The 20828-nt window shown below is 65.9% G+C and carries 18 protein-coding genes; 8 read left to right on the top strand and 10 right to left on the bottom strand.

Annotated features, from left to right (window positions below; genetic code table 11):
• Nucleotides 1-234, top strand: coding sequence for a hypothetical protein (locus tag BRAD3257_RS22685; protein WP_122403659.1), 234 nt, complete (start codon nucleotides 1-3; stop codon nucleotides 232-234).
• Nucleotides 235-371: 137 nt separating this feature from the next.
• Nucleotides 372-1541, top strand: coding sequence for an MFS transporter (locus tag BRAD3257_RS22680; protein WP_160118831.1), 1170 nt, complete (start codon nucleotides 372-374; stop codon nucleotides 1539-1541).
• Nucleotides 1542-1665: 124 nt separating this feature from the next.
• Here the strand turns inward: BRAD3257_RS22680 and BRAD3257_RS22675 are convergent, their stop codons facing one another.
• Genes BRAD3257_RS22675 through BRAD3257_RS22635 form a run of 9 tightly spaced genes read right to left on the bottom strand, consistent with a single transcriptional unit; the run spans nucleotide 1666 to nucleotide 12882 of the window.
• Nucleotides 1666-2373 (bottom strand): SDR family oxidoreductase, encoded by a 708-nt coding sequence (locus tag BRAD3257_RS22675; protein ID WP_122406720.1) that lies wholly within the window; start codon nucleotides 2371-2373, stop codon nucleotides 1666-1668.
• Complete coding sequence (locus BRAD3257_RS22670; protein WP_122403657.1) at nucleotides 2370-3200, bottom strand: sugar phosphate isomerase/epimerase family protein; 831 nt, start codon at nucleotides 3198-3200, stop codon at nucleotides 2370-2372. The genes BRAD3257_RS22675 and BRAD3257_RS22670 overlap by 4 nt, the downstream gene beginning before the upstream one ends.
• 10 nt (nucleotides 3201-3210) lie before the next feature.
• Complete coding sequence (locus BRAD3257_RS22665; RefSeq protein WP_122406719.1) at nucleotides 3211-3825, bottom strand: NIPSNAP family protein; 615 nt, start codon at nucleotides 3823-3825, stop codon at nucleotides 3211-3213.
• A gap of 16 nt (nucleotides 3826-3841) precedes the next feature.
• Complete coding sequence (locus tag BRAD3257_RS22660) at nucleotides 3842-5569, bottom strand: FAD-dependent oxidoreductase (RefSeq protein WP_122403656.1); 1728 nt, start codon at nucleotides 5567-5569, stop codon at nucleotides 3842-3844.
• A gap of 13 nt (nucleotides 5570-5582) precedes the next feature.
• Nucleotides 5583-7307, bottom strand: coding sequence for an FAD-dependent oxidoreductase (locus BRAD3257_RS22655; RefSeq protein ID WP_122403655.1), 1725 nt, complete (start codon nucleotides 7305-7307; stop codon nucleotides 5583-5585).
• 5 nt (nucleotides 7308-7312) lie between these two features.
• The gene (locus tag BRAD3257_RS22650; protein WP_122403654.1) at nucleotides 7313-8122 is read right to left on the bottom strand and encodes a shikimate dehydrogenase family protein; all 810 of its coding nucleotides are present in this window, start codon (nucleotides 8120-8122) and stop codon (nucleotides 7313-7315) included.
• Nucleotides 8123-8139: 17 nt separating this feature from the next.
• Nucleotides 8140-10671 (bottom strand): branched-chain amino acid ABC transporter ATP-binding protein/permease, encoded by a 2532-nt coding sequence (locus BRAD3257_RS22645; protein WP_244607668.1) that lies wholly within the window; start codon nucleotides 10669-10671, stop codon nucleotides 8140-8142.
• On the bottom strand, nucleotides 10668-11594 hold the full coding sequence (locus tag BRAD3257_RS22640) for a branched-chain amino acid ABC transporter permease (protein WP_244607667.1): 927 nt from the start codon (nucleotides 11592-11594) through the stop codon (nucleotides 10668-10670). Before BRAD3257_RS22640 ends, BRAD3257_RS22645 begins: the two co-directional genes overlap by 4 nt.
• A 25-nt stretch (nucleotides 11595-11619) precedes the next feature.
• Nucleotides 11620-12882 carry an ABC transporter substrate-binding protein gene (locus BRAD3257_RS22635; protein WP_122403652.1) on the bottom strand — a complete coding sequence of 421 codons (1263 nt, stop codon included), beginning with the start codon at nucleotides 12880-12882 and terminating at the stop codon, nucleotides 11620-11622.
• Nucleotides 12883-13069: 187 nt separating this feature from the next.
• Between BRAD3257_RS22635 and BRAD3257_RS22630 the strand changes: the two genes are divergently transcribed.
• From BRAD3257_RS22630 to BRAD3257_RS22615, 4 genes are read left to right on the top strand one after another with little or no spacing between them, the layout of a single operon-like run.
• Complete coding sequence (locus tag BRAD3257_RS22630) at nucleotides 13070-14125, top strand: Gfo/Idh/MocA family protein (protein WP_162500312.1); 1056 nt, start codon at nucleotides 13070-13072, stop codon at nucleotides 14123-14125.
• Between the two features lie 17 nt (nucleotides 14126-14142).
• Nucleotides 14143-14994 (top strand): IclR family transcriptional regulator, encoded by an 852-nt coding sequence (locus BRAD3257_RS22625; protein ID WP_162500311.1) that lies wholly within the window; start codon nucleotides 14143-14145, stop codon nucleotides 14992-14994.
• A gap of 18 nt (nucleotides 14995-15012) precedes the next feature.
• On the top strand, nucleotides 15013-15906 hold the full coding sequence (locus BRAD3257_RS22620; protein ID WP_122403650.1) for an NAD-dependent epimerase/dehydratase family protein: 894 nt from the start codon (nucleotides 15013-15015) through the stop codon (nucleotides 15904-15906).
• The gene (locus BRAD3257_RS22615; RefSeq protein WP_122403649.1) at nucleotides 15903-16733 is read left to right on the top strand and encodes a sugar phosphate isomerase/epimerase family protein; all 831 of its coding nucleotides are present in this window, start codon (nucleotides 15903-15905) and stop codon (nucleotides 16731-16733) included. Before BRAD3257_RS22620 ends, BRAD3257_RS22615 begins: the two co-directional genes overlap by 4 nt.
• A 15-nt stretch (nucleotides 16734-16748) precedes the next feature.
• On the opposite strand, the gene BRAD3257_RS22610 is transcribed toward BRAD3257_RS22615, so the two are convergent.
• On the bottom strand, nucleotides 16749-17633 hold the full coding sequence (locus BRAD3257_RS22610; RefSeq protein ID WP_122403648.1) for a helix-turn-helix domain-containing protein: 885 nt from the start codon (nucleotides 17631-17633) through the stop codon (nucleotides 16749-16751).
• A gap of 188 nt (nucleotides 17634-17821) precedes the next feature.
• Here BRAD3257_RS22610 and BRAD3257_RS22605 point away from each other — a divergent pair, with 188 nt between their 5' ends.
• Together BRAD3257_RS22605 and BRAD3257_RS22600 are read left to right on the top strand one after the other, a co-directional pair.
• Entirely contained in the window at nucleotides 17822-19525 is a 1704-nt protein-coding gene (locus tag BRAD3257_RS22605) for an FAD-dependent oxidoreductase (RefSeq protein WP_122403647.1), read from the top strand.
• A gap of 64 nt (nucleotides 19526-19589) precedes the next feature.
• Complete coding sequence (locus tag BRAD3257_RS22600; RefSeq protein WP_122403646.1) at nucleotides 19590-20822, top strand: ABC transporter substrate-binding protein; 1233 nt, start codon at nucleotides 19590-19592, stop codon at nucleotides 20820-20822.
• Nucleotides 20823-20828: the final 6 nt, after the last annotated feature.

Here is a 20828-nt window from a genome sequence, read left to right as displayed (position 1 = left end):
ATGATCGAGACCAATACCATGCGCACAGCGCCCCGCTTGACCAAGCCGGCCGGGGCGGATCTCGACACGATCTACGTGAGTTGCGAAGCGCCTGCAATGGCGGCGATCGACCCGTTCCGGGCGCGTGCACGACAACAACAGGGTTGGCGCTTCCAGGCCATCCCCTCGTCGCACGCCTGCATGGCGACCGCGCCGGAGCTGACCGGCAAGACACTGGAAAGGGCCGTCCCATGAATGTCGTTGCGAACACGCGACCGCGCGTTGCACAGGATGATGCGACAAGTGCATCTACGGGGGGCGCCAATGCAGGGGTTGGCGCGTCAGCAACGGCTCCGGCCGAGCCGAAAGGTTCGGTTGGTTCTTATCGATGGGTGGTCCTTTCGGTCGTTTTTGCCGCTTTCCTGGTGACCTTCCTCGACCGGCTGGCATGGGCGAATGCCAATCTCATGGCCAGCAAATCACTGGACATTCCGGTCGCAACACTCGGCCTGTACGTGACGGCCTTCTACACCGGCTACGTGATCGCGAGCGGCCTTGCAGGCTTCGTAACCGACCGTATCGGATCGCGGCTGATGCTGTTTTTCGCGCTCGCGCCGCTTGCCGCGTGCACGTTTCTGTTCGGGTTGACCAGTTCATTCGCGATGGGGCTCGTACTGCAGGCCCTGATGGGCCTGTTCGCCGGCGCGGACTATGCTGCTTGCGTCAAGGTTGTCGCCGATTGGTTCGGCCGAACCGAGCGCGGCAGGGCGCTTGGTCTGTTTTCGACGGCGCCGTCGATCGGTGTCGCCGCCGCAAACGCGATCTTTCCGATGCTGCTGGGCGTCGTCGGCTGGCGCGCGCTCTATTGGGGCCTCGGTGGCCTCACGGTACTCGTTGCCGTGATCTGCCTGTTCCTCTTGACCGACTTGACGCCGGCGGGGGCCGGCGAACGCAACTCGAAGACGCCCGATCAGGTGACATGGCGCCGCGGATTTGCAGCACTGTGGGCCGACAGGAACCTCGTTCTGATCGCGCTTGCCGGCTTCGGTGCCAATTGGGGTACGTGGGGATTTGCGTTCTGGGCGACCGCGCTGATGATCCGGGGCTATCAGCTCAGTCCAGTGGATGCGGGCGCGATCGCCCTGATCTTTGGTATCGCGGCTGCAGTCTCAAAGCCCCTCTATGGACTGCTCTCGGACATGCTTGGCGGCAAGCGCCGCAATCTTGTCATCTGCGACCTTCTCGCGTTCGCCGCGATGCTGATCGTATTCGGTATGATGCACACGAAAAGCGGATTCCTGATCGCAGCGCCGCTCCTTGGGTTGACTGCCGTGGTCTACAGCCCGCTGCTTGCCGCAATGATCACCGAGAGGGTCGACATGCGGATGACGGCGACCGCGACCGGTATGATCAATGCTCTCTGGCAGCTCGGAAGCGTGATCGTTCCGAGCGTTGTTGGCGTGGTGTTCGCGGCAACCGGCTCGTTTGCGGCGGCCTTTGCTGTCCTCGCGGCAGGACCCCTCATCGGAACCTTGTGCATGCTTGCGGTCCACGAGCGATGATCAGCATGTGTTGACCAGAAGACACGCTGCAAAGGATTCCAAGGCCGGGATCAGACGGGCAGGGCTCCTCCGCGGCGCAATCGATGTTCGACGGATCCGTATCAAGCGGTCATCTTAAGACAATTCAATACGTTGCGCGCCCTCCGGAAAGATCGAAGACGGCGCCGGTCGAGAACGAGCATTCATCGGAGGCGAGCCAGGCGACCAGCGCGGCGACTTCCTTCGGCAGGCCTGCGCGTCCGAGCGGGATCTTTGCCAACACGTTCCGATAGGCTTCCTCCGTCATCTGCTTGACGAGATCGGTGGCGATCACGGCAGGTGCAATGGCGTTGACGCGAATTTCGGTACCGGCCAGCTCCTTGCCGAGAGATTTCGTTAGCGCGATCACGCCGGCCTTTGCCGCGGAATAGCCGGTCATGCTGGCATTGCCTTCCTTGCCCGCGATCGAGGCCAGGTTGACGATGCGGCCACCGTTTTGCTGTCGCATCGGTGTGATGGCGGCCTTGCAGCAGAGGAAGGTGCTGGTCAGGTTCACGTCAAGAACACGCCGCCAATCGGCAAGGCTGTACTGCTCGATATTGACCGTGGGGCCGGTGATGCCGGCGGCATTGACAAGAACGTCGATGCGGCCGTGTCGCGCAAGGAGGCGCGCCATCGCCTCGTCGACGGCGGTCTCGTCGGTGAGATCGACCCGTTCATCTGCCTCATCCGCGACATCCCAGACGAGCACTTTGGCGCCATCGGCTACAAGCCGTTCGCGAACCGCCCGGCCGATGCCGCCGCAGCCGCCCGAAATGACGGCGATGCGACCTTCAAAATTGAGCCCGGTCATGCGCTCGCCGTCCCCCTTGCCGCGTGCGCGACGGTCGTCTTGGCTGCGGCCAGCGCCCGCCGTGCCCATTCCTCCGCTCCGAGCTTCGGAAGCCACTCGTCGTTAGGAATCTCGAGACTGAGCGGAAGATCGTCCGGCAGCGCGCGGACGATCCCGGCGAGATCGATGCCGCCGTCGCCCGGCAGAAGCCGCGCGCAGCGCGCGGTGTGGATCAGCTCGTCATTGCTGGTGGGGATGCCGGCGGGTGCATCGCAGAGCTGGGCGTAGCTCAGCAAGTCGTGCGGCAGGCACGCGATATCGGCGAGAGTGGTCGCGGAGCGCGCGGCGTGCAGCGCGTCGACCAACACGCGGCCGTTGGGCTCATTGGCGTTGGTCACGATCCGCAAAGCCTCCTTGGCGTTCTTCACCGCTGTCCATGGCATGAATTCGAGATCGGCGGTGAGGCCGTAAGGCGCGGCGGCGCGGCAGAAGTTTGCGAACGACTCTGTCAGCCGCGCTTCGTCTGGATCGTCGCCAGCGACCAGAATCGCGCGCGCATTCAGCCGTCCGGCCGTGTCGAGAAAGGACGCGAAGCGCTCCGGCTCGAAATCCACCCCCAGTCGTGCGATCTCGACGTCGAACACTGCAACTCCCGTATCGTCGATGCGCCGGATGGTTTCGCGCAGCATGGCTGCATCGGTGGTGAGCGGTGAGAAGTCGCCGCCCGGCGCCGCAGGCGCGATGCGAACCCCGATCGCCTGGTAGCCGAGCTTGGCGGCGAGGACCAGCGCATCCGGGGGCGCCATTGGCGCCGAAGTGAGGTAAGCGAGTGAATAGATGTGCGGCATGATCGTCGCCTCAGGCCAGCGGAGAGATTGCCGTTGGCAGTGCAATGATCGAGCGCATGTCGCCGGTCAGCCAGTCGGGTCCGCCCTTCGGCGGCCAGATGCCATTGGCAACGGACTCGGCGCGCACCGCGGCGCGGGCATCCAGGCTGGCGAACGGCCAGATATGAGTGAAGCGTGGCGGCCCGTCGAGCGCATACATTGCGATCGAGAGCGGCGACAGCTTGCCGCGCTCGGGCATGGCTGCTTCCCATGCCGCGATCGTCGGAGGAACGCCGCCGTGCTTGAGACGATAGGTGCGGATCTCGTAGACGCTGCCGTACTTGCCCGGCGCGAGCGGCGGCAGGAACGGAAACGGCGCATAGGTATCGAAGCTCATCCCGGTGATGGCGTCGCCGGCTCCGAAGGGATTTGTCGTACGCAATGCACGCTCGCGCTCGGCGCGCCACGCCTCGTGATCGCTGAATGAGCGCAGCACCAGGAGCTGGTTGAGCTCGCCGATCTCGCTGGCCCAGCAGCCGAGCAGCGTGCCATTGGCGCCCGATGCGCTGACGTAGTCGCCGATGCCGGCCACGGCCTTGGCCGCGGTGCCGAGTTTCACCGTCAGGGTTGCGATCTCGTAGAGCATGTTCTTCTCCATGCGGTCAGGCCGCGGCCGACCGGTTGTTCGCGAGTGGAATTCCGCCGGCATGGTGCGCGGCGATGTAGCCGAAGGTCATGGCTGGGCCGAGCGTAATGCCGCCCGACGGATACCGCCCGGCCATGATGCTCGCCATGTCGTTGCCGACGGCGTAGAGGCCGTCGATCGGCGTGGCCTGCCCATCGAGCACGCGGGCATATTCGTCGGTGGCGAGGCCTGCGAACGTGCCTAGACTGCCGGCCACGATCTTGACCGCATAGAACGGGCCGGATTCGATGGGCGCGATGCAAGGATTTGGCAGATGCGCCGCATCACCCTGCACGCGATTGTAGGGCGCCTCACCGCGCCCGAAGGCGGGATCTTCACCGCGGGCGGCGAAGCGATTGTAGTGCTCGATCGTCGCTACGAGTCCGTCGGCGGAGATGTTGCAGGCCCGCGCGAGCGCTGCGATGGTCGCGCCCCGCTTCAGATAGCCGTTGCGGATCCAGGGCGCGACGGGGAAGGGCGGGGGACGCACGCGGCCAAGACCGTAACGCTTGAGGAACTTTGCGTCGCAGATCGCCCAGGCTTCGGCCGGCGTGCCTTTCGGCGTGGCGGCAAACAGCGCCTTCATCACGTCATGATAGGAATCGGCCTCGTTGGCAAACCGCGTCCCGTCGCTGCGCACCATGATCAGCCCGGGCTTGGCGCGCTCGATCAGATGCGGGAAGTGAGCGAACGAGCCGTCGCGATGCGGTACCAGCGACACGGGCGCCCAGGCCCCTGCATCGGAGAGATCGGTCCGCAGCCGCCCGCCGACGGCTTCGCCGAGGCGGATGCCTTCGCCGGTGTTGCTCGCGGGTGCCGCCGACCAATGCTCGTGGCCGGTCGGGGCATGGGCAAACAGCGCAGCCTTCCGTTGCGCGTCGTGCGGAAAGCCTCCACAGGCGAGCACGACGCCGCGGCGCGCGCGAATCTCGACCGTCGTCCCGTCGCGCCCAGCGCGGGCGCCCACGACGCGAGCCCCCTCCCGCAGCAACGATTGCGCGGGTGTCCCCGGCATGATGCGGACGCCGAGGCTATCGGCGGATTTCAGCAGCCGTGCCACCAGGGCATTGCCGTTGACGAGATGCATGCCGCGACCGAAGCGCAGCAGATCGAGCATATGCCGCGCAAGCCGGCGGGCGACGTGGAAGAACGAGGTCGGAGACGAGCGGGCATTGAGGAAATGCCTGAGATCGGCGCCGGAGGCGATGCCCATTCCGAACGGGGCGACTTCATCCAGAGGCGGCTTGAGATCGCGGATACGAGGGCCGAGCTCGCGGCCGTCGATCGGCGCGGCGCAGACCGAGCGGCCGCCCGTCACCGCACCCGGACTCCTGCCGTGAAAATCCGGAATCTGATTGCCGTCGATGAAGGCCAGATGGGTTTCGCGCCGGAAGAACTCGACCATGCGCGGACCTTGCTCGAGGAACATCTCGACCCGGCTCTCGTCATAGCCGTCCGCGAGTTCGTGCCGCAAATAGAGTCTCGGTTGCTCGGGAGGCTCGACGATGCCGGCGGCTTTCGCCAGCGGATTGCCCGGGATCCACATCCAGCCGCCCGACCAGGCCGTGGTCCCGCCGAGCTGCTCTTCTTTCTCGATCAAAATGACGTCGAGACCGAGCGAGGCGCCGGTGACCGCCGCCGCCAGGCCGCCCGCGCCCGAGCCGATGACGAGCAGATCGCAGTCGAGATTGTGGTCGCCTGTCAAATCAGCCTCCGGATCACGCTGCGCGCCGTGCCTGGGCCGCGCCGACGGCGTGCCGCACTGCGCGGTAGGCGAACGTGATGGCAGGACCGATGGTGATGCCGGGCCCGGGATAGGTGCCGCCCATGATCGAATTGGCCTCATTGCCGCAGGCATAGAGGCCCGCGATCGCAGTGCCGTCGGCGCGCGTGACCTGCGCCCATTCGTTGATGACGAGACCTGTGGCCGCCCCGATGTCGCCGGGATAGAGCCGCACGGCATAGTAGGGCGCGGTCGAGATCGGACCCAGCGTCGGATTGGGCCCGATGGATGCATCGCCATTGACGCGGTGATAGGCCGTGGTGCCGCGGCCGAAGTCGGGATCGACGCCGCTTGCGGCATAGCGGTTCATCGCCGCGATCGTCGTTTCGAGACTGGCCGCCGGCACGCCGATCCTGGCGGCGAGGTCGGCGATACTGGCGCCTTCCATCAGGTAGCCGTCGGCAAGATAAGGCGTGAGGTCGCGCGTGCCCATCCGCACCATGCCGAGACCGTATTTCGAGAGCCCGACCGCGTCGGTGATGATGAAGCAGGGGATGCACGGCACCTGCTTGTTGTGCTCGAACATCGCGCGTCCGAACAGGTGATAGGAGACGGATTCGTTGACGAAGCGTCGTCCCGTCTGATCGACACAGACCGTCCCGGGCTTGCTACGATCCATGACGAAATGCGGGAAGCTCGCCGTGCTGCCGTCAGCGCGCTTGCGGATCGAGACCGGCGCCCAGAAGGCGTTGTCGAGATTGCCCTCGCCAAACCGGGCGCCAAGCCGCAATGCGATGTCCTGCATGGCGCCGGTATGTCCCGGCGCCGAAGGGCTGTACGTTTCGCCCTGGGGCAATAGCTCGGCGCGGCGTCGCGGATGCCGGTTGAATCCGCCGGCCGCGAGCACGACGCCGTTGGTGGCCGCGACGCGGCGGGTCGTGGCGCCCGATTTGAGGATCGCGCCGGTGACGGTGCCGTTCTCGCTCACGAGATCCTGGACCTCGGTCCGGATCAGGATCTCGACGCCGCGCGCATTCAGAGACGCCAGGAAACGACCGATCAATGCGTTGCCCATCACCAGGCGCGAGCCGCGCCGGCCCCTGAGCCGATCGCCGGCATAATGTGCGAGGATCTTGATAGCGTGAGCCGCGGAGCGCGCCGATTTCCTGATCGCGAGCAGGTGGCCGATGTCGGTGCGGTCGACCATCATGCCGCCGAAGATCGTGAACTCCGGGATCGGCGGGCGGATCTTGTCGAGGTCGGGTCCGAGGCTGCGGCCGTCGAACGGCACCGGCTCGAGCGCCCGGCCGCGCATGGTGGCGCCCTCGAACTGCTGCTCGTAATCGGGATGGGTGGCGTAGGGGCGGAACTTGACCACGCTGTTGGCTTCGAGCGCCGCAATTGCTTCCGGCGCGCTGTCGAGAAAGGCCTCGCGCATCGACGGGGCGGAATGATTGCCGACGACGCCGTCGAGGAACTTGCGCGCCTTGTCCCGGCTGTCGTGGGGGTTGACGCTCCTGGAATGGTGGGAGTTGGGCACCCACGTGGTTGCCGCCGACAGCGCGCTGGTCCCGCCGACATATTCGGTGCGCTCGACCAGGAGGACCTTGCGCCCTTCGATTGCGGCGAACAGGGCGGCTGCCATCCCGGCGGCACCGGAGCCGATCACGACCAGATCGTAGGGCGCGCCGTCGGAAATCTCGTTGATGTTCCTGAACATGGCGGTTACCTCGAGCTGTCGCTTTGAAGCAGGAAATCGACCATCGAGCTCTGCAGCGCGTTGTACATCTCGCTGCCCGTCGACGTCTTGCAGCCGAGACGGCGCGCTGCTTCAACGAGCGGCGAGATCACAGGGCTTGTGATGACGCAGCCGACGAACGTACGTTCGTTGAGCTTTGACACGTCGAGCGGCAGCGGATCGCCGGCCTTCATGCCGAGCGGCGTCGCGTTGGCGACGAGATCGAAGCCGGACGGATCGGCGGAGCCCGGGCCGATCTCGGCCTTACCCAGCGTCTTCAGCTTTCCGATCAGCTGGTCGCGCCGGGCCACATCATTGTCGTGGATGGCGAGGGTGCGTACGCCGGTTTCGACCAGTGCCATGGCGATCGCCGACCCGGCTCCGCCGGCGCCGACCAGCAGGGCGCGCTTGCCGGCCGGATCGTAGCCGCTGGCGCGCACCGCCCCGACGAAACCCAGCCCATCGACATGATCGCCATGCCACCCCCCCTCGCGGCGCCGCCGCATGATGTTGACAGATCCGAGCAGGCGGGCGCGGTCGGTCGCGCTCGAACAGAATTCGTAGCAAGCGAATTTGTGCGGGACCGTGACGATGACGCCGTCGAGGTTGCGGATCTCGGTCGCGGTCGTCAGCAGTGCTTTCAGGTGGTCGTTGTCGATCTGCACCGGCACCAGGATGGCGTCATAGCCGCGGTCGACGAAAGCCTGCGTCACACCGGCAGGCGATTTCACCTGGGCGATGGGATCGCCGACGATGATGTTGAGGCGCGTTGCGCCGGTCAGGTTCAGGCTGATCATTGTTGTTCTCTTCTCGGTTAGGCTGCTCCGCGGGCCTGTGCCGTCTCGGCTTGGACCACGCCGAGCAGGCGCGCCTGCAACTCATGATCCCGCTCCAGGATCTCCGCGTCGCCGGCAAAGGCGATCTGGCCGTTCACCAGCACGTAGGCGCGGTCGACGATCGGCAGCACGGTCTCGGCGTGGTGCTCGACGATGACCATGGCGACCTTGCCGCGCAGCTTGACGAGCGCGTCCATCACTTCCTTGACCACGGCCGGCGCGAGGCCCTCGAATGGCTCGTCGAGCAGGATCAGCTTGCTCGGCACGACGAGGGCGCGCGCGATCGCGACCATCTGCCGTTCGCCGCCCGACAGCATTTCGGCCTTCGCGGACCGGCGCTCCCGCAAGCGCGGGAACAGCTCAAACACCTCCGCAAGCCCGAGGCCGCCCGGCCGCGCGGCAAGCTGCAGATTTTCGGTGACGGTGAGGTTGGGGAACAGCCGGCGTCCCTCGGGGACCAGCGAGATGCCGAGGCGATTGATCTCGTAGGGCTTGAGGCGCGCGAGCGGCGTTCCTTCGAGCGCGATGCTGCCGCCGGAGATGGCGAGCGTACCACTGAGGCTGCGCAGTAGCGTGGTCTTGCCGACGCCGTTGCGGCCGAGCAGGGCGACGGCCTCGCCGGCATGAACGGCGAGATCAACCGCCTCGAGGACCGTGCTGCCGCCGTAGCCTGCCGACACCGCATTTGCCGCGAGCAGCAGCGGGGCCTTGGCGTGGGCCATCCGCTCGATTGCGGGCGGCGGCGACTGGCTGCCATCCCTGGCGGCGCCGAGATAGGCCGCGACCACGTCGGGGTTGGCGGCGACCTCCGCTGGCCTGCCGTCGGCGATCATCCGGCCCTGGTGCAGAACCGAGATGCGGTCGGAGATCGCGAGAACGCGGTCGATGTCGTGCTCGATCAGGAGCACGCCATGCGTTTGCGTAAGCTTCCGGATCAGATCGGCGACGATGACACGATCGGCCTCGGCGAGGCCGGCGAGCGGCTCGTCGAGCAGCAACAGCCTGGATTCGATTGCGAGCGTAATGCCGATCTCCAGCAGCCGTTTCGCCCCGTGCGGAAGGTTGACACAGGGTTCGGCCGCGACATCCGCGAGGCCGACGGCATCGAGGATCGACCAGGTCCTGGCGTTGGTCTCCTCGAGAGCATAGGCATCTCGGAGCAGCCGGCCCGATCCCTTGCGCTGGGCCTGTACGGCAACCCGGACGTTCTCGAACACGGTCAGGTTCTGGAAGATCGACAGGATCTGGAACGAGCGCCCGATCCCGAGTCTTGCGCGAACATGCATCGGCAGGCGGGTGATGTCGCGGCCGTCGAACACGATGCGTCCGCCGCTCGGCTTAAGCGCGCCGGACAGCATGTTGAAGAACGTCGTCTTGCCGGCGCCGTTCGGCCCGATGATGCTGTGGAGCACGCCGCCATGGATGTCGAGGTCGATGCTCTTCGCCGTCACCAGGCTACCGAAGTTCTTGCTCAACCCGATGGTCTGCAGCAGCGGCTTGCCACGGTGGAGCCCGCTGGCGCTGCTCGCGAAGGGCGCAATGACGTCGGGACGCGGCGGAATATCGGCACGCACCAGCGTCCAGCGCTGGCGGCCGAACAGCCTTTGCCACAGGCCCTGGATTCCTTCCGGCGAGGTCAGCGCGAACAACATCAGGATCGGCGCGAAGATCAGCCACCAGTTTTCGGTGATCGCGGACAGGCGGTCCTCGAGCAGGATGAAGGCGATCGCGCCCCACAGCGGCCCGAGCACGTGATGCACGCCGCCGAGCACGGTCATCAGAAGGGAATCGCCGGCGTGCTGCCAGCTCAGATTGTTGGCATACACGCCTTCGAGCATCAGCGTGAGCAGGCCGCCGCCGAAGCCGACGAAGGTGCCAGTCAGGATCAGGGCGCCATGGCGGAACCGGTGGACGTCATAGCCGAGGCTGCTCGCCCGCTGCTCGTTGTCGCGCAGTGCCTGCAGCACGCGGCCGAACGGCGAGTGCGCGATCCGCCACATCAGCCAGATGCAGAGCACGGTGGCCGCGACCACGAAGACGTGAAACGACCACGGCCCGGCAAAGCTCGTGCGATAGACGCTCTGCAGGCCGTTCTCGCCGCCGGTCACCGCGGTCCATTTGAAGGCGATCTCGAAGGCGATCTGGGAGAAAGCCAGGGTCAGGAGCGAGAAGTACAGTCCCCTGCGGCGCAGGATGATGGCGCCGATCACGAGCGCCAGCAGGGCGGAGAAGGCCGTCGCAAGCAGCAGCGAGACGAGATCGTTGCCGTAACGGCCGAGGATGAAGAAGGCCGCCGCATAGCTCGCGCAACCGAAGAACACCGACGCACCGAACGGGACGAGGCCGGTATAGCCGACGAGAAGGTTCACGCCGGCGCCGTAGAGCGTATAGATCGCGATCTGCGTGATCAGTGAGATCGGCGCGCCGAGCAGGGACCACACGGCCGTCAGTGCGGCGAGAACGAGCGCTGTGACGAGCGCCGGATGGCGCAACATGGCGAGATGTCTCACTCGAACCTCTCCCAGCGTTCACCGAACAGCCCGCGCGGGCGGATGAGGAGAATGGCAGCCATCAGGATGTACATGGCCGCGCCCGACCATTCCGGCTGGAACTGGATGGTCATCGCGGTGGTGATGCCGACCAGGAGGCCGGCGACGACAGCGCCGAGAAACGATCCGAGGCCGCCGATGGTGACGATCACGAAGGCCGGCATGATCGCGCCGGCGGCCATCGAGGGCGTGATGGTCCACAGCGGAGCGGCGAGCAGTCCGCCGAGGCCGGCGAGCAGGCAGCCGATGCCGAAGACGCCGCTGAAGACGATCGGCAGATTGATGCCGAGCAGGCCCACCATCTCCGGATCGCGCGATCCTGCGCGGATGATCCGGCCGTAGGGCGTGTAGGCGAGGAAGGCCCAGAACGCGACGAGCACCGCCGCGGTCGTGACCAGCACGAACATCCGGTATCTGGTGATCAGGATCGGGCCGTATTCGACGAAGCCGGCCAGGAATTTCGGTGCGGCGAAGGGCACGGGCGCGCCGCCGAAGACCAGCCGCAGCACGGCCTCCGCCAGCAGCGCGAGCGCGAAGGTCAGGATCAGGCCGAGCAGCGGCTCCTTGCCGTAGAGATGCCGGATCAGGGTCATCTCCACGATCACGCCGATGATGCCGGTCAACAGCGGTGCGGCGAGTGCGGCCCACCAGCCGAACTCCCGGCTCAAGGCGTAGGCGAGATACGCGCCGACGGCGAAGAAGGCCCCATGCGCGAAATTGACGATGCCGAGCATCCCGAAAATGATCGAGAGCCCGATCGCGATCAGAACGTAGAGAAAGCCGAGCACCAGGCCATTGACGGCTTGCGAGAGGATCATGTCGAGCATGGCGACATCCGTTTCGGATCGGGCGAGGCGATGGCGCAGGCGCGGGGCCTGCGTCACGGCCTCATTCCAAGGGAAGGAAGGCTCAGAGAGTGTCCATCTTGCAGGCGCTGTCGCCGGCAGAGCCGAAGGCCTTGGCGAGATCCTCCGACGTCTTCGGCAACTCGGCCTTGACGTCGAAATAGTCCCATTTGTCCGTGATCTTGGGATGGATGCCGGCGACCAGCAGCCGGCTCGTCATTTGATGATCGAAATCGCGGTAGCCGATATCCAGGTCGCCGCGGCGATACGTCCAGCCCTCGAGCGCCTGCACGATGGCAGCAGGCTCGGTCGATTTCGCCATCTCGATGGAATCGAGAAGGCTCTTCATGCCGAGCCAACCCATCCAGGCCTTGTCAGCCGCCGGCCTGTTGTATTTCTTCTCGTAGGCGGCGGCCATCGCCTTTTCCTCGGGCGAATTGTTCGGATTCTTGTACCACCAGGTGATGGTATAGAGCCCGTCCGCCGCTTCGGGACCGACGCCCCAGAGGTCGGTGTTGCCGACCGAAATCTCGGCAAAGGGAATCTTGCCTTTCATGCCGAGCTCGTTCCACTGCTTGAGGAAGGTGGTGAGATCGCTCGCGGCGATGCCGCCGATCACGACGTCGGGCTTGGCGGCGCGGATCTTCAGGATGAACGAGGAATAGTCCGGCGTGCCGACCGGGACCTCGTCGGCGCCGACCACGGTGCCGCCATTGGCTGTGATGTAGTCGGTGAAGGCGCGCTTGATGTCCTGGCCGAACGCGTAGGATGCCGTCAGCAGGTACCATTTCTTGCCGATCGAGGCGCAGTAGGGCGCGAGGATGCGCGCGTGCACGTCGACGGGAGGCTGAAGGCGGAAGGTGTACTTGTTGCAGGACTTGCCGGTGAGGTCGCCGGTGGCGGCATTGGCAGCGACGTAGGGGATCTTGGCCTTCTTGGCCACCGAGGAGATCGCTAGCGCGAAGGAGGACAGCGCGCCGCCGACCATGCCGACGACCTTCTGCTCGCCGACAAGACGCTCCGCGCTCTGCTGCGCGCCCTGCGGATTGGGCTCGTCCAGCCAGACGATCTCCGCGGGCCGTCCCAGCAGCGTGTTGTTGCGCTGCTCCAGCGCGAGCATGCCGCCCTGGGCGAGATATTCGGCCTGGTCGACGATCGAACCGGTCTTCGCCCAGATCATTCCGATCTTGATCGGCTCGGCCGCGGCCGCATTGCCGATATAGGGCATGCCGAGGCGTGAGGCCGCGAGTGAGGTTGCGCCGAGGAGCAGGCCGCGACGGCCGATGCGCAAGCCCGTCATGGCCGATGTCGTCTTCCGATCCGTCATTTGTTTCCTCCCGTTCCGACATGCGCCGGTCGCTGCCGGCGGGCCGTGCAAGCGGCTATTGAGCCTGCCGTACCACAACTGGAATCGAATTCCAATATCAAAGATCAAAAACTGGAATCCCATTCCAATTCCAGACATGGCGTGCTAAGAGCCGCCTCGGAAGCAACGGCAATTCGTGAGGACGCAGATGACAGAGGTCGCGGTGGCGGTGATCGGAGCCGGCGCAATCGGACGGGCCCATTGCGAGACGATCCGCCGTTCGACGAGCTGCCGGCTCGTCGCAATCGCCGAACCCGCTGCCGCGGGAAGGGCTTATGCAGAAGGCCTTGGCGTGCCCTGCTACAGCGATGCGCGCGATCTGTTGGAGGCGGTGAAGCCGCAGGCGGCGATCATCGCCACGCCGAACGCGACCCACCGCGCGTTTGCGATCGCCTGCATCGAGCGCGGCATCGTGGCCCTGGTCGAGAAGCCCGTCGCCAGCACGCTAGCCGACGCGGCGGCGATTGCGGCGGCCTCGGAGCGTGCGGGCGTGCCTGTTCTGGTCGGGCACCACCGGCGCCACAATCCGATCGCACGCCGGGCGCGTGCAATGATTGCCGAGGGCGCGCTCGGCCGCCTGACCAATGCGACGGTGCTGGCAACCTTCTACAAGCCGCCGGATTATTTCGACGTGGTATGGCGTCGCGAGGCGGGGGGCGGCCCGGTGTTGATCAACCTCATTCACGAGATCGACCTGATCCGGCATCTCTGCGGCGAGATCGCCTCCGTGCAAGCCGTCACGTCCAACGCGGTGCGCGGCTTCGAGGTCGAAGACTCCGCGGCGATCCTGCTCCGCCTTGCCGGTGGGGCGCTGGTGACGCTGAGCCTCAGCGATACCGCGGCGAGCCCGTGGAGCTGGGATCTTGCCAGCGGCGAGAGCCCGAATTATCCGCCGCAGCCGGCTATGGTGCAGACGCATTTCCTCTGCGGCACCGATGGCGCGCTGGCGCTGCCGACGCTGGAACATTGGCACTACGCCTCGGCCAAGAGCTGGTTTGCTCCGATCTCGCGCGACGAGATTGGCCTCACGCGCGGCGATCCCTATCTTGCGCAGATCGATCATCTGGCGCGGGTGGTCCGCGCCGAAGAAGCGCCGCTGATCACGGCGCGCGACGGCATGCTGACCTTGCGGGCCACGATGGCGGTTCACAAAGCCGCCGAAACCGGTCAGATAGTGCGACCTGATCAGGAGATGCAATTGTGAATCAGGATGCTGCCTTGATGTTGAAAAACCCGGATCCCGCCGAGGCGCCGAGTGGGCTGTTGGAGCGGACGCTCGGCGTGCTCGAGCTGCTCGCGACCAATGCCCATGGCATGCAGCTGTTCGAGATCGCCGATTCGCTGCACATTCCGCGCAGCGCGACCCATCGCGTGCTGACGAGCCTGATCGAGCATGGTTACGTCAGGCAGGAGCGCGAGCAGGGCGCCTACCAGCTCACCGCCAAGATCGCCTCGCTCGCCTTCACGTTCCTCGCCGGCAGTGGCATCACGGATTTTGCCCAGCCGTTGTTGGACCGCCTCGCACGAGAGAGCGGCGAACTCGTGCGTCTGGCCATGATCGACGGGCGCGAGCTGGTGTGGGTGGCCAAGGCGCAGGGCTCGCCTGCCGGCCTGCGCTACGATCCGGACATGGGGCAGGTGGGGCGGCTGTCCTGCTCGGCGAGCGGTCACGCCTGGCTCTCGTGCCTGCCGGATGAGGAGGCGCGCGCGCTGGTGGAGAAGCAGGGCTACGGGCTGCGCAAGGACTATGGTCCGCGTGCGCCGGAGAGCTGGCCGGCGCTGCTGAAATATCTGCGCCAGACCCGCAAGCGCGGCGTCAGCATCTGCGTGCAGACCTATACGCCGTGGATGAGCGCGACCGCGGCTCCCATCCGTCATCCCAAGACCAGGGAGGTGACGGGCGCCGTGGTGATCGCGGGTCCCCACATCCGCCTGACCGAGGAGCGCATGCTCGAGCTTGCGCCGGCGCTGTTGCAGACGGCGCAGGAGCTGTCGATGGCGACGCTGGCTTCGCCCGGGCTCTATGGCCGCGTCGCGCGGCCGGGCGAGAGCTTCTTCGGTCACGGTTCCTGATCAGCACGGAAGCTCGTCATGAAGATTCTGATCACGGGCGGCGGCGGGTTCATTGGCGCCTGGCTGGCGCGGCGGTTGGCCGCGGAGGGCCATCAGTTGCGCGTCTTCGAGCCGGTCGGGCGTTCGGCGCAGTTCGATCGCATCGTCGGGGTTTCGGCCGCTGCGATGGAGTGGCGCATCGGCGATATCGCGGATGCGCAGGCGGTGCGTGCGGCGGCGGAAGGCTGCGAGGCCATTGTCCATCTCGCCGGCGTGCTGACGCCGGCCTGCAAAGCCGATCCGGTGCGCGGCGCGATGATCAATCTCATCGGCACGTTGAACGTATTCAATGCGGCCCAGGCGTTCGGCATTCGCCGCATCGTTTTCACGAGCAGCGCCGGCGTCTATGGTCCACATGACGGGACGACGCCGCGCCCCATCACCCATTACGGCGCATTCAAGCTCGCCTGTGAGGGCAGCGCGCGGGCCTATTGGGAAGACCACGGCATCGCCAGCATCGGTTTCAGGCCCTACATCGTCTATGGCTTCGGTCGGGAGACCGGGATGACCGCCGGTCCCTCGCTCGCCTGCCGCGCGGCGGCGCGGCGTGAGACCTACGTCATTCCCTATGTGGGGACGGCGGGTCTCGTCCTCGTCGACGATGTGGTGGCGGCCTACGAGGCCGCGCTCCGTCGCGAACCCGACGGTGCGCTCGTCTTCAATCTGCCGGGCGAGGTGGCTTCGAACGACGAGGTCGTTGCGGCCGTGCGCGCCGTTGTGCCCGAGGCCAGGATCGGCATCGACGGACCCGTGCTCCCATTCGCGGAGGACATCGGCGAAGGCGATTTGCGGCGCGTCTTTCCGGATTTGCCGGCGACATCCTTGCGCGACGGCATTCGGCGGACCATCGAGCTTTATCGGACGGCGTCATGACGCTCCCGGTGCTCGGCGCCCACACCTTCGGATTCACCTGGGACTGTATCGCCGAAGAGGCCATCGAAAGGCTCGCGGCCGCCGGCTATCGCGCCATTCAGCTGATGGCCACGCCGCCGCACTTCGATCCCTGGAGGGAGGATGCCGCTCGCACGCGCCGCATTCGCGCTTTGATCGAGCGCCACGACCTGTCGCTGCTGGCGCTCGATCTCGCCAGCAGCGACATCAATCTCGCGAGCCCGTCGCGTGATGTGGTGGATTTTGCCGTCTCATCATATGCGGCCGCGATCGACCGCGCCGCCGAGCTGGGCGCGCGCTGGATCTGCGTCGGCTCCGGCCGCCGGCATGCGTTGCTTGCCAGGGCCAACGACCGATTGATGCCAAGCTTTCGTGGCGCCTTCGCCCGCATTCACGACAAGGCGGAACGCGCCGGCGTGCCGATCATCCTCGAAAATCATCCGCAGGGGCTGCTCGCCAGCGCTGCCGACATCTCGGCGTTCCTCGATGCCGGCGGTTATGCGAGCATGCCGGTGATCTACGATGTCGCCAACGCCTTTGCGATCGGCGAGGATCCGGTCGATGGGCTCGAGGTGCTGTGGCCGCGTCTCGGCATCGTTCATTTGTCCGATGCCCCGAAAGGGCAGTGGCGGCATGATCCGCTCGGCTCGGGAGCGATCGATTTCGCGGCCATTGCGGGACTCCTGACGCGGCGGGGCTATGCAGGCCAGATCGTCCTTGAGATCCTGTCTGACCGTCCGCTCCATGATCTCGACGAAGGCGCCGCGGCCCTCAAGCGACATGGATTGGCCTTTTCTCTCGCCGGCTAAAGGCACCATGCCGGCTCAACCGGCGGCGCGCGTCATGTCGGACAACAGCCGGTCGCGGAATCGTCCGGGCGACAGGCCGACATTGCGCGAGAAGAACCGGTTGAAGTAGCCCGGGTCGGCGTAGCCGAGCGCAGCGCCGATCTCGTTCACGCTCATGTCCGAATAGAGCAGGTTGCGCTTGGCCTCGGTGAGTAGCCGGTCATTGATCAGGGCCAGTGACGACTTGCCTGTCGTGAGCCGGCAGCACGCGTTGAGGCGGGCCGTCGTCACGCCGAGCCTGCGCGCATAGAAATCGAGCGATGCATGCTCGCGAAAATGCCGTTCGACGAGCTCGCGAAAGCGGATCACCGTGTCGGCCTCGCGCGCGCTGGAGATCGGGCGAACCCGCTCTTGCTCCTGCAGCCGGCGCACGGCCACGGCGAGCAGCTGCAGATAGGCCTTGATGGCGGTGCGGCGGCCGGGAGCCGACCAGACGAACTCGTGCTCGAGCGAGGCGAACAGGCCGACGAGGTCGACGTCGCGGCCGATCTGTTGCGGAAGGAAGCGCGCCGGCAGGCGAAAGGCGTCGACGAGGTCGGCGTCGCCGTCGAGGGCAGAGCGCAGGAATGGCGGCGCCACGGTGATGACATAGCCGTCGGTGCCGGGCTTGAACCGGATCGCATGGATCGTCAGTGCCGGGATGATGATCAGGGCCGGTGGCGAGACCGCCCAGCTCGTGCCCTCGACCTCGATGGCGCCGCCGCCTTTGCTGATTACCAGGATCTGGTGATGGTCGGGATGGGTATGGGTCCGGATTGTCCAATTGTGACGGCCGCTGCGCACGGGGATCGGCTCGATGTGAAGGAACGATGGCTCGACCTCCGATGCCGCTTCCTCATACAAAAAATAGTGCGGGATCATCGCTTCCGTTCCCTCCGTGCGGCCTCCGGTCGGCCGCGGGCTGCTGCACTGCGCTCATGAAAAGTACAATACAAAAGCGGGTTCGTCCATTGGCGGCGCCGGCGGCCGCGTCTATCCAGGATCGTGCCTCGGCAGAGCTGACAAACAACGCTGCGCGAGGCCAAGGGGAGGACGAGGGAGAAGCGGCAATGTCAGGGCAAGGGCGCGACCTCTCGTGCGACGTGCTGGTCGTTGGCTCCGGCGCCGGCGGAATGTCCACCGCGATCACGGCGCGAAAATGCGGGCTCGACGTGATCATCGTCGAGAAGGATTCTTATTTCGGCGGCACCACGGCCTTCTCCGGCGGCGTGCTCTGGATTCCCGGCAACCGCCATGCCCGCGACGCCGGCGTGAGCGACAGCAGGGAGGCCGCGCGCACCTATCTCAAGAACGAGACCGGCAACCATTTCGACGATGCTGCGATCGACGCCTTTCTCGATGTCGGTCCCCGCATGCTCGACTTCTTCGAGACCGAGACCGAAGCGAAGTTCGTGCTGTCGGCTTATCCCGACTATCACCCCGATGTGGAAGGCGGCGCCAGGCTGGGCCGCTCGGTCACTGCGGCGCCCTACGATGCCCGCGCCCTCGGTGAGGAGATCCGACGGCTGCGGCCGCCGCTCGAGACTATCACCTTCATCGGCATGATGTTCAACTCGTCCAACGATGAGCTGAAGCACTTCTTTCGGGTGACCAGCTCGCTGCCATCGGCGCTGTACGTGACGAGGCGGCTTGCGAGCCACCTCTGGGATCTCGCGCGCTATCGCCGCGGCGTCAAGATCACCAGCGGCAACGCGCTGGCGGCGCGGCTCGCCAGGACGGTCTTCGATCTCGGGATCCCCCTGCTGACGGCGACTCCGGCGCAGCGGCTGATCAGCCGCAACGGCGCGATCGCCGGTGCGGTCGTCAGCGATGCCAGGGGCGCGTACGAAATCACCGCGCGCCACGCCGTGGTTCTCGCCAGCGGCGGATTTCCGCATGACCAAGCGCGGATCGCGCGCGCCTATCCGCACCTCGCCCGCGGCGGCGAGCACCTGTCGCCGACGCCCTCGGCCAACACGGGCGACGGCATCCGCATGGCGGAAGAGGAGGGCGGCAGTTGCGACATCCGCTTTCCGAATGCGGCGGCCTGGATGCCGGTGTCGCGTGTGCCCTTGGGGAACCGCACCGGTGTGTTTCCGCATCTGGTGGATCGCTACAAGCCTGGCGTGATCGCCGTCAATCGGCAGGGGCGGCGTTTCACCAACGAGTCGGAATCCTACCACGACGTCGGCGCCGCGATGATCGCCGACGGCGTCGGCGCCAGGGAGACCGCAGCGTGGTTGATCTGCGATCACGCCACCATCCGCAAATACGGCCTCGGCTATGCCAAGCCGGCGCCGATGCCGGTCGGACCCTTCGTGCGCAACGGCTATCTCAAGCGCGGCGCGACATTGCGGGACCTTGCCGCTGCCGCGGGTCTCGATCCCGAAGGCCTCGAAGCAACGGTGCGCGAGTACAATGCGGGCGCCGTCGACGGCGTCGATCGCGCGTTCAAGCGCGGCAGCACGGCGTTCAACCGTTATCTCGGCGATCCCGAGCACAGGCCGAACCCGAACGTCGCCCCTGTCGGAGCCGGACCTTACTACGCGCTGAAGATCATCATGGGCGATCTCGGCACGTTCGACGGCTTGACCACTGACGTGGTCGGCCGCGTGCTGCGCCGGGACGGCTCGGCGATCGCCGGGCTCTATGCGGTCGGCAACGATCGCGCCTCCATCATGGGCGGCAACTATCCCGGCGCCGGCATCACGCTCGGGCCGATCATGACCTTCGGCTACATCACCGGCCGCCATCTCGCCGGTCAGCAGGCCTGATCCAAGCCGTCCGATTGCAATGACAACAGCTCTGCGCAGGCAGGGCAGGTGAGGGAGAAACGACATGAGCATGACACGCCGCAGTTTCGTCGGGGCCGGCCTCGCGACGGCGCTCGCACCGCCCCTCGCCCGGGCGCAATCCGGCAACACGATCCGCATCGGCGTGATCACCGACATGTCCGGCATTTATCGTGACGTGTCGGGGCCGACGACGGTTGCCTGCGCGCAGCAGGCAGCGGCCGAATTCATGGCTTCCAATCCCTCGATCAAGGTCGAGATCCTGGTCGCCGACCATCAGAACAAGGCCGATGTCGGCCTTGCGATCATCCGCAAATGGTTCGACCAGGATGGTGTCGACGTGATCGAGAATGTCGGTAATTCGTCGATCGCGCTCGGCGCCAAATATCTGATCGAGGACAAGAACAAGGTCGCCTTGATCACCACCGCAGGCTCGTCGGACCTGACCGGCAAGAGCTGCAGCGCCAACCTCGTGCACTGGTCCTGGGATTCCTGGTGTCTCGCCCATTCGACGGCGACCTCGCTCGTGCGCACCGGCGGCTCGAAATGGTTCTTCCTCACCGCCGATTATGCGTTCGGCCATGCGGCCGAGGCGGATGCGGCGAAGTTCGTCAAGGCGGCCGGCGGCAGCGTGCTCGGCTCGGTACGCTATCCTTTCGGGTCGACCTCGGATTTCTCGTCCTTCCTGCTGCAGGCCCAGTCAAGCGGCGCGAATGTGATCGCCTTTGCCAATTCCGGCAACGAGCTGATCAACTGCCTGAAGCAGGCCCAGGAGTTTGGCCTCGACCAGGGCGGTACACGCATGGCGGCGCTGGTCGGCTATGTCACCGATGTCATCGGCATGGGCCTGTCGACGGCCAAGGGCCTGTCGCTCACCGAGACCTTCTACTGGGATCTTAACGAACGAACGCGCGCCTTCATGAACCGCGTGAAACCGCGCCTGGCAGCAAACGTCTATCCCAATATGAGTCAGGCCGGCGACTATGCCTGCGTGCTGCACTACCTCAAGGCGGTGAAGGAGCTCGGCGTCGAGCAGGCCAAGCGCAACGGCCGCGAAGTCGTCGAGCTCATGAAGAAGATGCCGACCGACGATGACTGCTTCGGCCAGGGCATGATCCGCGCCGATGGGCGCAAGATCCATCCGGCCTATCTCTTCGAGGTGAAGAAGCCGGCGGAGAGCACGTCCACCGGCGACGTCTACAAGCTGGTCTCGACGCTGAGCGCGACTGAAGCATTCCGGCCTCTCGAGGAGGGAAGCTGCGCACTCGTGCGCAGCTGAGAGGGG

The organism is Bradyrhizobium vignae, from assembly GCF_900324035.1.
Classification (GTDB): Bacteria; Pseudomonadota; Alphaproteobacteria; order Rhizobiales; family Xanthobacteraceae; genus Bradyrhizobium; species Bradyrhizobium vignae.
This window is presented reverse-complemented; position numbering and strand designations above follow the sequence as displayed.